Below are 13,499 nucleotides of genomic sequence, written 5' to 3' on the forward strand. Positions count from 1 at the left end.
AACTATGCAAAATTAAATTTTTGTTTTGAGTGTGAGATAGCATAATCAATATTGAACTTCTCTTTCTTTCTCAACATTGCGTACAACGTTCGCAATAACTTGTGTACTACTGACATTATCGCTTTTTTGTACGGTATACCTTGCTGCCTTTTTCGTTCATAGTATGTTCGGAAATATTCGTTGTGAATCACTACACTCACTGCCATTAGCCATAGTATTCGTCTTAGGTGGGCATTGCCCCTTTTCGATATGTGTCCTTCTACTTTGCTTTTGCCTGATTGGGCAATGCTTGGATCGAGTCCACAATACGCAATGAGTTTTTTGTATGTACTAAATCTTGAGATATCTCCAACTTCTGCCAAGAAATGCATCGCGCTGTTTTCACCAATACCTGGTATTGACGTGAGTATCTCGATATCAAGGTTTATCGCACTACATTCGCAATATTCTTTCATCATCTTGTCGTATTCTTCAAGCTGTTGCTGTAAAAATTGTAGTTCTTTGATATTTTGCACAAGAATCTTTTCTTTCATCGGCCAATATTGAGCAATCGAGTTATTAGCGAGTTCTTTAAGTTTTTGAGCATTAAGTTTTGTACTTCTGCCACGGTCTTTGGAAAAGAACACATCCAGATTACGAGCCTTTTGAATAGCCTTGGCAGAAGGGAAATGAGAAAGAAGATTGAGGATAGTGTCACTGTAGATATTGGTAACTCTTTCGAGTTCAGGGAAAAGAACGTTGAGCAGTTTTTCGATATTGTCTTTAACTTTTGCGATGCGGTGGATAATGTTTTCGCGTGCTCTGACAATATCACGAAGCTCAGAGTTGACAAAAGCAGAAGAAGGAATTTGATGTTGTAGGTAAAACAAAGCAGTAGCGATAATGCGAGCATCGATTTTGTCGGTTTTGGTCTTTCGAAGAGAAGCAAAGTTTTTAACAGTTAGAGGATTAAAAACAGCGCAAGCAAAGTCGTTGGAAGAAAGGAAAGCCAGAAGGTTGAGATGATAACAGCCAGTAGATTCCATAGCGATGATGATGGATTGTTTTGGGAAGGCAGAGAGTTTGTTTGCGAAGGAGGAAAAGCCTTGCTGGGACATATCGAAAGAAGATTCGAAGATGATGGAACTGGGATTAGAGATAGCGCAGACGTTGAACTTATCCTTGGAAACATCGATGCCGACGAAAACAGGGAAGTTATCCATGAAAAATCCTCCTTTCGAATGATGAGGGCAGGGAGCCTGCTGAACCAATCCTCCATGCTGACGAGGGCTGAAAGCCCAACCAACTAATCATGGTTAAAGGCAGGCAACAGACTCCTTAAATGGCTTAAAAGCCAAGGTGACATAAGTTGTCCTGCCCTCAATTTTTTTAAGCTAAATTATTTATACCATATTTTTATGTAGGAGGGGGACATGTGGTCTATAAACTGCTGCTTTTTATTTCTACTTCTTTCATATTTTTTGGTCTGGTGGTAGGAAATGTAGACTTATTATCGGAGCTAAGTGCTATCATTCACTCACCTGACTATTTAATTACAGACTACTTGGAAATTGCGGGTGTTGGAGGTGCCTTTCTTAATAGCGGTCTCCTTATGCTTTTATTTATACTGTTACTCAAAACACTAACGATACAGCCTACAGGTGTTTCCATTGCTTCAATAATGACAATCGGTGGATTTGCACTCTTTGGAAAGAACATATTCAACGTCTGGCCACTTGTTGCTGGAGTGTTTCTGTATACGTTGTTAATCGGTGAGAATATTAGAACATATCTCTATGTTGCGTTATTCGGTACGGCACTTGCACCTATCACTACACATCTGGTTTTGAACAAGGGATTTAATTTGACGGGATTAGTCTTGGCATTACTAATTGGTTTCTTCTTACCACCTCTTGCAAGTTTCTCGTTAACTTTGCACCGCGGTTACAACCTTTACAATATAGGATTCACAGCAGGATTGCTTGGAATGTTTATAGGTGCACTTTTGAAAGCGTATAACCTCCATCCGGAGCAACGACTTATCTGGCACAGAGAACATCAGCTATTACTTGCAATATTTATATACGCTCTTTTCTACGCGATTTTATTATACGGATTAAAACTAAACAACTGGTCGTTCAAAGGTTACAAAAACATATTCAATTACTCCGGCAAATTGTTGACAGATTTTATACTTTTGGAAAATGCGGCAGTAACATTTATAAATATTGGAATTCTCGGACTTGCTGGTACAACATTCGTACTTCTCATCGGTTCAGAACTAAATGGGCCAACAATAGGCGGCATAATGACGCTTGCCGGTTTTGGTGCACTCGGAAAACATCCGAAGAACATATTACCAATTGTAATTGGCGTACTTATCGGTGCTTTTACTAACGCCCAGGAATTCAACAGTCCTGCCATGGTTTTAGCGGTACTCTTTGGCACAACACTTGCACCAGTAGCTGGGGAATTTGGATTTATTTGGGGAGTTATCGCTGGATACTTGCACAGTGCTCTTGTGCTGAACATAGGTACTTTACACTTTGGGATGAACTTGTACAATAACGGTTTTTCCGGAGGATTCGTAGCACTCTTTTTGCTACCAATAATCGACGCGTTTAAGAACCTGAAAGATACTATTATTAAGAACTTGCTTGAAAAATGGAATAGTGGAAGGGGGCAAAACTGATGGAACTTGAAAAGCTGCTCGTATCGGTGATAAACGAAATGACTTACTATTTACTGAAGAATGGTGCACACATTATATCCTCTGAGATCGTTGCACTTGAAAAGAATTTTTACATAGTCATTGAAGCAAACATGAATATAACAGAAGATATGATGATCGAACTAAAAAAACTTTCGAAAATAAAGGATCATCCTGAATTAAAATACTATTCCTCATTAGCAACACACGTAGGGAATCTACAAGATATATACGCTATTGCACCGTATTTGAAAAAACTCGAAGTTTCAAACGATGAAAACGTGATAAAAATAGAAATTTACGTTGACAGGTGAATCCAGAAGCTAACACTTTTAATACAGTGGGAGTGTGATCATTTGTGTTCTACCTTGAGAAAACAAAGCATCCTCTTACCATATCTAGTCCCGCTGTTTTAATCGTTGATGTTCAGAATTACTTTTTTGATAAAAATTCCCCCGCTTACCTTAGAGGCTCTGAAAGTGTACTTGAAAGAATAAAAAACTTCATCGAAAGTATTCGAGCAATAAACAAATCCCTACCTATAATAGCCACTATTCACAAAAACGGGAGCAACAACATGAAAAAATGGTGGGGTAACATCGTCGAAGAGCAGTGGACGAAGTTATGTATTGACGAAAGGCTAATGGACTTTAAGATAGAAAAGGAAACGTACGATGCGTTTTATCAAACAAATCTCGATGAACTTCTAAAAACACATGGTATTAATCAACTCATTATCACTGGTGTTATGACCCACCTTTGCTGCGAAACCACAGCACGTTCTGGTTTTGTGCGAGGATATGAAATTGTCATGGTGGAAGACTGCCTGTGGGATAAAGACGAGTGGTACCATTACGCTTCACTAAAAAATTTGGCCCATGGTTTTTCAACAATTTCCACGAGCCAAGAAGTTGTTGAAAAGCTTAAAGCATTCTAATTGTTCTAAAACTATAAACAATTCATCCATGTCGAACACTGGTAGAACGCTTCCTAAAAGAGAGTAATATACCAAGAAAAACGGACAACAACGCAGCAACCAGAACTCTATAACTAGCAGGCAGCAAAAATGTTATCGTATGAGCAGGAATCCAGAAAAGTGGAATTGTTTTACCGAGTACGAATTTCACGAAAAAATTCCAATCCACTGCTCGTAAGACTTCATCGAAACTTGTTGAAAACATCTTTCTCAATCTCCCACCAGATAAGTCAATATATCCGTCGGTAATTCTGTGAAATGACATGAACGTTGGGGCAAAGATCAAGTTCATAAGAAGGCTTGTATAGAACGCCTGAAAGAATGCTCTTGCGCTTTCTACATAGGGCAGTAAATTCTTATCTAACAAGACTTTTGTTCCCAAAGCGAAGAGCTCAAAAACAGCCACAAATACGATCCCTAAAAATCCCCAGACTAGGAATCTGTAAAGTACTCCAACTGGAAGAATATATTTCCCCTTAGTTATTCTTAACGACAGAACCTCACCAAATGTGGCCAGAATCCCCACCTTTAGGAAACCCAACAAATATGGATGTGCGGAATTGAGGCTAACGTACGCATTTCTTGTTCTTTCGTTTAACAAAATAACGGCCAGTAGTATGAAGATAAGAATAGACACAACATCTCCCATTTGAAATACCGAAACCCTTTTTGATACTTCCTTACTGTTCTGACCATTTTTCTCCATCTTGTAATCCTCCTTGAAAAATCAGCTATTCAATCCAATTACAACGGCGAACCTTTTCTTTGTCTTTTCTTTGCGGTAAGAATAGAAAAATTCGGTGTGAATATATGTGTCTATGTTTGAGAACTCTATTCTAAATACCCCAACCGAGTTCAGCGTAAGCTGGACAGCTCTCCATAAGTTTACGTATATCTTTCCTTCTACTTCCTTGACAACTTCCTTACCAAACTTCATCAAGAACTCCGCTGCAACCTCTGGACCAACTTCGAAGCTATCAGGTCCAATCGACGGACCGACGGAAACAAATATCTCAGCCGGTTCACTTCCAAATTCTTCGTTCATTTTCAAAATGAGCTCTTTTGCAATTTCCAAAAGTGTTCCCCTCCAACCTGAGTGGGCAACACCTACGACTTTCCTTGTTGGGTCGTACGCAATTATAGGCATGCAATCAGCGTAGGTAGTAACAAGGTAAAGTCCCTTTTCGCTTGTTATAAGTCCATCTACTTCCCGAAGCTTTCTGTTCCAGTAAGGTTCTCCGATATCCTCACTTGTAACCACCTTGACATTCCTGCTGTGAACCTGGTGTGAAAAAACGGACCTTTCTGGAGTGATCCTTACCTTATTTGCAAAGAATTCAAAATATTTCGGAAAATCTTCACAACTGAGAGCCAAATTAAGCTCAGTGAGGTCGGTAGGTTCAGCTTCTGGTGAAATTTTACGTGTGGTTACATAATGTGTAATTTCCGGAAACTGCTCGAGCAATGGTGATTTTGCAACCCAAACGCCGTTGATTTCTTTAAGGATGTAATTTCCTATGTGTTTTGTATTGTTCATGTATTCCACCCTTTCCAATTTCACAGATTCTAAATACCAGCGAAATCGATCCACATCGTCGAGGCCAACTTATTATTAATTATATCATGTTTTCAAATACTATCTAACCATACTTTACGTATTGTTACAAACAGAATAGGCTACTTAGTTCAAAACAAAACCGCTTCTTTCTAACAGCATTAAGATTTCTCCTTTCTAACTTTTCCTTCAGAAATCTCTTTTTTGCTTAAGTATGCACTGAAAATTGTGAGTTCTCGATGTTAGAAAGCGCATGTTAACAATGATATACTGAATATTGGAAGAACGTGAATAATTTGAATTCTTCAATCTTACATTATTGTAAAGGGGGGAACGGACTTGAAAGTAATATCCTTTGACGATGTTGTTGAATTTATCAAGCCAGGAAGCACCATAATGGTTGGTGGTTTCCTCGGTGTAGGTACGCCAGAAGGAATAGTTGACAAAATTGTTGAAAGAGGCATCGGAAATCTGACCATTATTGCAAACGACACTGCATTCGAGGATCGCGGTGTTGGTAAGCTTGTTAAAAACAAGCTCTGCAGAAAAGTCATAGTTTCCCACATAGGTACAAACCCAGAAACGCAAAGACAGATGATTGCTGGTGAATTAGAAGTTGAGCTCGTTCCACAAGGCACTCTTGCTGAACGCATTAGAGCGGGTGGTGCTGGCCTTGGCGGAATTCTTACTCCCACTGGTGTTGGTACCATTGTCGAGAATGGGAAGCAAATCATTGAAATCGACGGAAAGAAATACTTGCTCGAGTTACCTTTGAAAGCAGATATTGCACTGATAAAGGCGAAAAGATGTGACTATTATGGAAACCTTGTTTACAACTTCACGGCAGAAAACTTCAATCCTTTAATGGCAATGGCAGCTGAACTTGTTATTGTTGAGGTTGAAGAGATTGTTCCGGTTGGTACGTTGGCACCAAATGAAATACGAACACCCGGAGTACTTGTAGATTATGTCGTGGTCTCTCAGGGGGTGAAGTGATATGCCAATTGACCCAAAAGAAAAGATAGCAAAAAGAGTTGCTCAAGAATTAAAAGAAGGAGATTTGGTCAACCTTGGAATTGGACTTCCTACACTTGTAGCTAACTACATTCCCAAGGGCGTTCACGTCTTTTTCCAAAGCGAGAACGGAATAATCGGAATGGGGCCAGAACCGGAAAAAGGTTTTGAAAACAAAGATTTGACGAACGCAGGTGCAGGTTTTGTTACCGCGCTACCCGGGGCGATGACTTTCGATAGTGCATTTTCATTCGCAATGATTCGAGGAGGACATTTGGACGTAACTGTTCTTGGAGGCCTCCAGGTTGATGAAGAAGGACACCTTGCGAACTGGATGATACCCGGCAAGATGATACCGGGCATGGGTGGTGCAATGGACTTAGTTACAGGTGCAAAACGAGTTATCGTTGCTATGACCCATACAGCAAAGGGAGAACCGAAAATAGTTAAGAAGTGCACGTTGCCATTAACTTCTATCCGACGAGTTGACCTCATTGTGACAGAACTTGCCGTTATCAGACCAACCGATGAAGGGCTCGTACTTGAAGAAATAGCTGAAGAAACGACACTTGAAGAAGTACTGAAATTGACGGAAGCGAAATTGACAGTCTCCGAAAACTTAAAGAGGTTTTAGTCAAAGATTTGCTGTGGAGGATGAGAAAATGGAAAATGCAAAAAACTCACAGTTGCCGAAAGCAATGATTAGAGTTCGTATGAGCCAAGCAGATGCACACTATGGAGGAAACTTAGTTGACGGTGCTAGAATTTTGCAACTTTTTGGAGATGTAGCCACTGAACTCTTAATCAGATACGATGGAGATGAAGGACTTTTTAGAGCGTATGACAATATAGAGTTTCTCGCACCTGTCTTTGCCGGTGACTATATCGAAGTCTACGGGGAAATTGTGGAGGTCGGTCGGACTTCAAGAAAGATGAAGTTTGAAGCTTACAAAGTCATTCGTTCGAGACCAGATATAAACGATAGTGCGGCTGAGGTTTTGGATGAACCAATTCTTGTTTGTAAAGCAAGCGGAACTTGTGTTGTTCCAAAAGATAAACAGAGATTTAAACATGACGAATGATGAGAAAGCAAACAAGAACAAAACCTCCCCAAATTAGTGAATCAGTTAATCGGTTAACATGCGGGGTGAATACCTATGGAAAAGCTAATTATCACTGTTGCGGTTACAGGTGCAGAAGTTACAAAAGAACAACAGCCTAATCTTCCAATAACTCCTGACGAAATCGCTGAGGAGGTCTACAGGTGTTGGCAGGCGGGTGCTTCTATTGCACACATCCATGCGAGATTGCCGGATGGAACTCCTACTCAATCAAAAGAAGTGTACGCCGAGATCAAACGTAAAATTCAAGAAAAGTGCGACATAATAATACAGTTCTCGACAGGTGGAGCTGTATGGCATACACCAGAAGAGAGAATTCAGTGCTTGGATGCTATGCCGGAAATGGCGACGCTTTCTGCCGGTTCATGTAATTTCGGCAACGACGTCTTCATGAACTCCCCGTCGTTTATGGAACTGCTTGCCAGAACCATGAAAGAAAAGGGTATCAAACCGGAAATAGAAATATTCGAGCCGGGAATGATTGAAAATGCTCTGAGACTTGTTAAGAAAGGATTATTAGACTTACCACTTCACTTCGATTTTGTTTTGGGTGTTCCCGGTGCAATGACTGGAACTATAGAAGATTTGGTCTTTCTTGTCAACAAGCTGCCAGAAGGCTGCACGTGGTCGGTAGCAGGGATCGGAAGGTATGAATTACCACTTGCTGTCCATGCAATAGTTATGGGCGGACACGTGAGAGTGGGGTTTGAAGACAACATCTACTACAGAAAAGGTGAGCTTGCAAAAAGCAATGCGCAGCTTGTTGAACGCATCGTACGTATCGCAAAAGAAGTGGACAGAGAGATTGCAACGCCTGATGAAGCAAGAAGAATATTGGGGATTAAGAAATAAAACGTTGAATTAGTGGAGGTATAGGTATGAAAAACGTTAAAGGGTGCCCATTTGGAACGCACAGGGTTATTGAACCCAAAGGAACACTACCACAAGCTGCAACGAAAATTGACAATACAATGGAGATTTATACCAACGAGATGCTGATTGATGTTAAAACGCTCAATGTCGACTCTGCAAGTTTTACGCAAATTAAAGAGTCTTGCCACGGTAATGTTGAATGCATAAAAGACACAATACTGAAAATCGTTGCTGAACGTGGAAAGTTGCAAAATCCTGTCACAGGTTCTGGCGGCATGTTGATAGGCTTAGTTGAAGAGATCGGTCCAGATTTTCCAACAGACTTAAAAGTAGGCGACAAGATAGCAACGCTTGTTTCTTTATCGCTTACGCCTTTGAGAATAGACAAGATTCTCAATGTGAACATCGACACGGACCAAGTAGATATAGAGGGTAAAGCTATCTTGTTTGAAAGTGGTATTTATGCTAAGCTACCCGATGATATACCTGAAAAGCTCGCGTTGGCTGTACTTGATGTAGCTGGAGCACCGGCACAAACACGTAAACTCGTCAAACCAGGTATGACTGTTTGTATTATTGGCGGCGGTGGAAAATCAGGAATACTGTGTGCATACGAAGCGATGAAAGCGGTTGGAAAAGATGGAAAAGTAATCGTTGTGGAATATTCCCCAGAAAATGCAAAAAGAATAGAGGATCTCGGACTTGCACATCACGTTATCATCGCAGATGCTACCAAGCCTGTTGAAGTATACCAGAAAGTTATGGAAATCACCGGTGGTCAGTACTGCGATGTGGTCATCAACAACGTTAACGTACCCGCTACGGAAATGTCTTCGATACTTATCACAAAAGATGAGGGAATCGTCTATTTCTTCAGCATGGCAACATCATTTACAAGAGCGGCTCTTGGTGCTGAAGGCGTGGGAAAAGATGTCACGATGATAATTGGCAACGGCTACACAAAAGGTCATGCGGAAGTCGCACTCAACATTCTCCGAGAGTCAAAAGAAATAAGGGAACTATTTGAAAAGTTGTACTGCTAAACTAAAGGAGGTATTTCGAGAATGGCGAGACACTTTAAGGAAATTCCACTTTGGAAAAACGTTACAGAAGAAGAATGGAACGACTGGAAATGGCAATTGAGAAACAGAATTATGGATGTTGATACGCTAAAGCAGGTTATAAATCTTACACCTGAGGAAGAAGAAGGCGTAAGGAATGCTCTTAAAACACTTAGAATGGCGATTACTCCTTACTATGCCAGCCTCATGGATCCTGATAATCCAAAATGCCCCATCAGACGTCAGGCGGTTCCAACTGCTAAAGAACTTTACGTATCTCCTTGGGACATGACAGACCCACTTCACGAGGATGAAGATTCACCTGTACCAGGTCTTACACACAGATATCCTGATAGAGTCTTAATGTTGATCACAGATATGTGCTCTATGTACTGCCGACACTGTACGCGCAGAAGATTTGCAGGCCAACATGACAGGGCAAGGACAAAACAAGAGATTGATGCGATGATTGAGTACATAAGGGAAACACCTCAGGTAAGGGATGTTCTGCTATCTGGTGGAGATGCCCTACTTGTTGGTGTTGACATGCTCGAGTATATTCTAAAAGAACTTAGAAAAATCAAGCATGTAGAAGTTATAAGAATAGGAACAAGAGCGCCGGTTGTTTTGCCTCAAATCGTTACTCCAGAACTTACAAACATGCTTAAGAAATACCATCCAATATGGTTGAACACCCACTTCAATCATCCAAAAGAAGTAACACCAGAATCCTCAAGAGCATGTGAAATGCTTGCAGATGCAGGTATACCATTGGGTAATCAAACGGTGTTGCTTAGGGGCATTAATGATAGTCCTTACATAATGATGGAACTTGTACATCAACTTGTGAAGATCAGGGTAAGACCATACTATATCTACCAATGTGATCTTTCTATGGGATTAACTCATTTCAGAACTTCAATTAAGAAAGGTCTCGAGATAATGGAAGCCCTTATTGGGCACACCTCTGGTTTCTGCGTACCATCGTTTGTTGTCGATGCACCAGCAGGTGGTGGAAAGATAAGGGTTATGCCGAATTATGTGATATCAATGTCCGACCACACTGTAATACTCAGAAACTACGAAGGTGTTATTGTTGCTTACCACGAACCGGAGGATACCACATCTGATGTTGACGATTCCGAATACAGAGCAAAATACAAATTCTCAGGTGTTGCAAGCTTGTTCACTGACAAGAAGATAAGTATTGAACCCGCACACCTTGAAAGACATGAGAGGATTATGGAATGGAAGGAGAAAAAAGGAGGAAAAGGTGATGAACATTGATGACATTTACGTTGGTCAAGTTTACGAGGTAAAGAGGATTGTGACGGACGAAATGGTCAAGCTCTTTGCAGAAGCCACAGGGGATAAGAACCCTGTTCATCTCGATGAAGAATACGCAAAAAATACCATATTTGGTGGAAGAATAGCACACGGGATCTTATCGCTCGGCATCGTTTCCTCAGTTCTCGGTATGGAGTTCCCAGGCTCAGGGACAATTTATCTGATGCAAAATGCAAAATTCAAAAGACCTGTGTATATAGGCGAGGAAGTTACCGTAAGGTTAGTGGTAAAGGAGATAGATAAGGAAAAACGAAGAGTACTTTTGGAAACATATGTTGTAAAGCAAAACGGGGAGAACGCCATAGAGGGTGAGGCACTGGTAAAGATTTGAGAGCAGTATGGAAAAGACATCGGGAGAACTGAGAAGTTTGGAAAAAGACTTCGATAGGCTTGTTTCTGAAATTCTCAAGAAAAATGTTATTGCAATCATTGGACTTGAGAAAAACACCGGTAAAACAGAGACTCTGAATTTTATCGTGAAAAACGTAAAGTCTAAAAAAGCACTGGCACTTACTTCAATTGGTACGGATGGCGAGGAAAAAGACCTGGTCTTTGGTACATTTAAGCCATCCGTACATGTTGATTATAGTTTCATATACACAACAACTGAACTGTTTTTCAAGAAGAAAACGGTGCTTTCGGAAATCCTTCACGTTTCTCAGCAGCAAACACCAACTGGCAGGATTATCATCGCTAGGGCACTTGAACCTGGAAAAGTTGTACTTTCTGGTCCTCCTACGGCTGCTTGGATGGAAGAAACCGTAGGAATGCTAAAGAAATTGTCAGAACTGGTCATCATCGACGGAGCGCTGTCCCGTTTCAGCCAGGCAACACCTTTCATCGCCGATGGAATAATACTTGCAACAGGTGCAGCTTATTCACTTGATAAGAGGGAGATAATAAAGCATACGAGGTACATCTATTCACTCTGCCAGCTGAGTGAAGCAAATGAGAATGATAAAGATGCTTTAAGCAAAGCATCTACTGTCCACGTTTTTCAAAATGGAAGCTGGAAAGATTTGGGTGTTGAATCGGCACTTCACTTGAGTAAACAGTACGATACGACACAAATAGAGGGCCTGCGCGAAGGAAATGCTATAAACGAAAAGATACAAAAGATATACATTCCAGGTGCGCTGACTGATAGCGTTTTGAAATTTATAAACAGCAAGGGCATCGAAGAAATAATAGTTAGGGACTTCACCAAGGTCTTTGTCTCGTACGAAAACTACGTAAAGTACAAACCAAAAATAAGTGTACTGAAGAGTGCAACGATAATAGGAATAACGGTCAACCCGTTCTCACCGACCGGTTATGTACTGAACTCACTTGAAATCATCCAAGAGCTAAAGAAACACGTTGACGTTCCCGTGATTGATGTTAGGCTTGAAACAGAATCGATTAACTAAAGTGGGTGGACAATCCAATGACACTAACAACAACTCTTCCAAAGAGGGAAGAATTTGAAAGACTGACGGGATTTGAATACATCAAAAACAAAATCGATCCCAAAACTCCTATGGGGAAAAGATATTTTAAATACCTTCAACCTTTAAATTATGAACACATATTAGAACATCTTAACGATACTGAATTTTTCCTCCACCTTTTGAAGAGCTATCCTAAAGTTGTAGAAGAGCTTGAACACGATCTAGAATGCATTGTCGATGTTTCAAGAACGATTGAAAGAATATCAAATGGTGAAATCCTCGATGAGATAGAGCTCTTTGAATTGAAAAATTTCGTCCTTGTTGCTCAAGAAATTAAAAACAAGAACGAGGATTTAATCTCTGATCATGAACGTTTTACACTCCCAGATTTAACAGAAATAATAGACCTCCTTGATCCCGAACAGCTTAGATTACCAACATTTTACATTTACGATGCTTATGATGAGAGGCTTCGCGACATCAGAAAAAAGAAGCGAGAATTACTCCAAAATGTAGACGCACAAAATACCGAAAGTTACATAGCTGAGCTTACTCAGCGAGAAAAGACCATAGAAGAAGAAGTGCTGGAGAAAATATCGAAAAAGCTCCATGATCGTGCTCAAATTTTGCATGAGTCAATCACCAGAATTAAATACATTGATATCATATTAGCAAAAGCTAAATTGTCAAAGGAAATTGGTCTGACAAAGCCTAATTTGTATCCCAAGGAATATCCCATAGACGAGATGCGCATAATGGGAATGTTCAATCCGCAGCTTAAAGATGAGCTTGAAAGGCGTGGCAAAAAATATCAGCCTGTGGATATAACAATCAAACGTGGCGTAACTGTAATTGTCGGTGCCAACATGTCAGGTAAGAGTGTTATTTTAAGAACTGTTGCACTTATTCAGTACATGGCCTCGCTTGGCTTCTTCGTACCATCACAGCATGCTGAACTCCCATTCGTAGAAGTTATAGCACTGATAACTGAAGATTTTCAGCGACCGTTGAGTGGTCTTTCTTCATTTGCATCGGAGATAACGCTGATAAACGAAGCTTACAAACATGCTTTAAATAACAACGCACTCGTGTTAATAGACGAACCTGCAAGAACCACAAACCCGTACGAAGGAACAGCCATCGTCAATGCGCTTGTCAAATGCTTTGAAAAAACAGAAAAGTTCGTGCTAATCGTTACGCACTTCGACGACGTAGAATGTCCGATGCGTTTCAGAGTTAAAGGATTGAGGGAGAATGCTCTAAAAAGTGTTCAGTCTTTCAACGATATTCAGGACCTGATGGATTACGAACTTGTCCCCGATGACGGTAGTTCTGTTCCGAAAGAAGCGATAAAGGTTATGGAATTACTTGGCGTGAATGAAGAAATAATCTTGCAAGCTAAGAAGATTTTGGAAAGTAGGAAATAATTAATG

15 protein-coding genes are annotated in these 13,499 nt (G+C 40.5%); 12 read left to right on the top strand and 3 right to left on the bottom strand.

Features of this window, described 5'->3' with window-relative positions:
- Positions 1–2: 2 nt before the first annotated feature.
- Positions 3–1,202, bottom strand: a complete 1,200-nt coding sequence (locus tag NA23_RS03000) for an IS110 family RNA-guided transposase (RefSeq protein ID WP_236938321.1) — start codon at positions 1,200–1,202, stop codon at positions 3–5.
- A 212-nt stretch (positions 1,203–1,414) separates the two neighbouring features.
- Between NA23_RS03000 and NA23_RS03005 the strand changes: the two genes are divergently transcribed.
- Genes NA23_RS03005 through NA23_RS03015 form a run of 3 tightly spaced genes read left to right on the top strand, consistent with a single transcriptional unit; the run spans position 1,415 to position 3,626 of the window.
- The gene (locus NA23_RS03005) at positions 1,415–2,671 is read left to right on the top strand and encodes a DUF1576 domain-containing protein (protein WP_033191154.1); all 1,257 of its coding nucleotides are present in this window, start codon (positions 1,415–1,417) and stop codon (positions 2,669–2,671) included.
- Positions 2,671–3,003 (top strand): hypothetical protein, encoded by a 333-nt coding sequence (locus NA23_RS03010; protein WP_033191153.1) that lies wholly within the window; start codon positions 2,671–2,673, stop codon positions 3,001–3,003. The genes NA23_RS03005 and NA23_RS03010 overlap by 1 nt, the downstream gene beginning before the upstream one ends.
- A gap of 44 nt (positions 3,004–3,047) precedes the next feature.
- Positions 3,048–3,626, top strand: coding sequence for a cysteine hydrolase family protein (locus NA23_RS03015; protein WP_033191152.1), 579 nt, complete (start codon positions 3,048–3,050; stop codon positions 3,624–3,626).
- 22 nt (positions 3,627–3,648) lie between these two features.
- On the opposite strand, the gene NA23_RS03020 is transcribed toward NA23_RS03015, so the two are convergent.
- Together NA23_RS03020 and pgeF are read right to left on the bottom strand one after the other, a co-directional pair.
- Positions 3,649–4,371 (bottom strand): Mpv17/PMP22 family protein, encoded by a 723-nt coding sequence (locus tag NA23_RS03020; RefSeq protein WP_052107073.1) that lies wholly within the window; start codon positions 4,369–4,371, stop codon positions 3,649–3,651.
- A 21-nt stretch (positions 4,372–4,392) separates the two neighbouring features.
- On the bottom strand, positions 4,393–5,202 hold the full coding sequence (gene pgeF, locus NA23_RS03025; protein ID WP_033191151.1) for a peptidoglycan editing factor PgeF: 810 nt from the start codon (positions 5,200–5,202) through the stop codon (positions 4,393–4,395).
- A 357-nt stretch (positions 5,203–5,559) separates the two neighbouring features.
- Between pgeF and atoD the strand changes: the two genes are divergently transcribed.
- The 9 genes from atoD (at position 5,560) to kamC (ending at position 13,493) form a co-directional block, all read left to right on the top strand.
- Positions 5,560–6,216: an acetate CoA-transferase subunit alpha gene (atoD, locus tag NA23_RS03030; protein ID WP_033191150.1), complete on the top strand. Its 657-nt coding sequence runs from the start codon at positions 5,560–5,562 to the stop codon at positions 6,214–6,216.
- Between the two features lies 1 nt (position 6,217).
- A complete protein-coding gene (locus tag NA23_RS03035) occupies positions 6,218–6,868 on the top strand; it encodes a 3-oxoacid CoA-transferase subunit B (protein WP_033191149.1) in 651 nt (216 codons plus the stop codon).
- A gap of 28 nt (positions 6,869–6,896) precedes the next feature.
- On the top strand, positions 6,897–7,316 hold the full coding sequence (gene kal, locus NA23_RS03040) for a 3-aminobutyryl-CoA ammonia lyase (RefSeq protein ID WP_033191148.1): 420 nt from the start codon (positions 6,897–6,899) through the stop codon (positions 7,314–7,316).
- A 75-nt stretch (positions 7,317–7,391) separates the two neighbouring features.
- Complete coding sequence (gene kce / locus NA23_RS03045) at positions 7,392–8,207, top strand: 3-keto-5-aminohexanoate cleavage enzyme (protein WP_033191147.1); 816 nt, start codon at positions 7,392–7,394, stop codon at positions 8,205–8,207.
- 26 nt (positions 8,208–8,233) lie between these two features.
- A complete protein-coding gene (kdd, locus tag NA23_RS03050; protein WP_033191146.1) occupies positions 8,234–9,271 on the top strand; it encodes an L-erythro-3,5-diaminohexanoate dehydrogenase in 1,038 nt (345 codons plus the stop codon).
- A gap of 21 nt (positions 9,272–9,292) precedes the next feature.
- On the top strand, positions 9,293–10,576 hold the full coding sequence (kamA, locus tag NA23_RS03055) for a lysine 2,3-aminomutase (protein ID WP_033191145.1): 1,284 nt from the start codon (positions 9,293–9,295) through the stop codon (positions 10,574–10,576).
- Positions 10,566–10,967, top strand: a complete 402-nt coding sequence (locus NA23_RS03060; protein ID WP_033191144.1) for a MaoC family dehydratase — start codon at positions 10,566–10,568, stop codon at positions 10,965–10,967. The genes kamA and NA23_RS03060 overlap by 11 nt, the downstream gene beginning before the upstream one ends.
- 7 nt (positions 10,968–10,974) lie before the next feature.
- On the top strand, positions 10,975–12,045 hold the full coding sequence (gene kamB, locus NA23_RS03065) for a lysine 5,6-aminomutase reactivase subunit KamB (RefSeq protein ID WP_052107072.1): 1,071 nt from the start codon (positions 10,975–10,977) through the stop codon (positions 12,043–12,045).
- A gap of 17 nt (positions 12,046–12,062) precedes the next feature.
- A complete protein-coding gene (gene kamC, locus NA23_RS03070) occupies positions 12,063–13,493 on the top strand; it encodes a lysine 5,6-aminomutase reactivase ATPase KamC (protein ID WP_033191143.1) in 1,431 nt (476 codons plus the stop codon).
- The last annotated feature ends 6 nt before the right edge of the window (positions 13,494–13,499 follow it).

It is taken from the genome of Fervidobacterium islandicum (assembly GCF_000767275.3).
Lineage (GTDB): Bacteria > Thermotogota > Thermotogae > Thermotogales > Fervidobacteriaceae > Fervidobacterium > Fervidobacterium islandicum.

Bases quoted from the DNA above. Each gene is read 5' to 3' on its own strand.
- NA23_RS03000 (WP_236938321.1), bottom strand. From the start codon at position 1,202: ATGGATAACTTCCCTGTTTTCGTCGGCATCGATGTTTCCAAGGATAAG.
- NA23_RS03010 (WP_033191153.1), top strand. From the start codon at position 2,671: ATGGAACTTGAAAAGCTGCTCGTATCGGTGATAAACGAAATGACTTAC.
- NA23_RS03020 (WP_052107073.1), bottom strand. From the start codon at position 4,371: ATGGAGAAAAATGGTCAGAACAGTAAGGAAGTATCAAAAAGGGTTTCG.
- pgeF (WP_033191151.1), bottom strand. From the start codon at position 5,202: ATGAACAATACAAAACACATAGGAAATTACATCCTTAAAGAAATCAAC.
- NA23_RS03035 (WP_033191149.1), top strand. From the start codon at position 6,218: ATGCCAATTGACCCAAAAGAAAAGATAGCAAAAAGAGTTGCTCAAGAA.
- kal (WP_033191148.1), top strand. From the start codon at position 6,897: ATGGAAAATGCAAAAAACTCACAGTTGCCGAAAGCAATGATTAGAGTT.
- kce (WP_033191147.1), top strand. From the start codon at position 7,392: ATGGAAAAGCTAATTATCACTGTTGCGGTTACAGGTGCAGAAGTTACA.
- kdd (WP_033191146.1), top strand. From the start codon at position 8,234: ATGAAAAACGTTAAAGGGTGCCCATTTGGAACGCACAGGGTTATTGAA.
- kamA (WP_033191145.1), top strand. From the start codon at position 9,293: ATGGCGAGACACTTTAAGGAAATTCCACTTTGGAAAAACGTTACAGAA.
- NA23_RS03060 (WP_033191144.1), top strand. From the start codon at position 10,566: ATGAACATTGATGACATTTACGTTGGTCAAGTTTACGAGGTAAAGAGG.
- kamB (WP_052107072.1), top strand. From the start codon at position 10,975: ATGGAAAAGACATCGGGAGAACTGAGAAGTTTGGAAAAAGACTTCGAT.
- kamC (WP_033191143.1), top strand. From the start codon at position 12,063: ATGACACTAACAACAACTCTTCCAAAGAGGGAAGAATTTGAAAGACTG.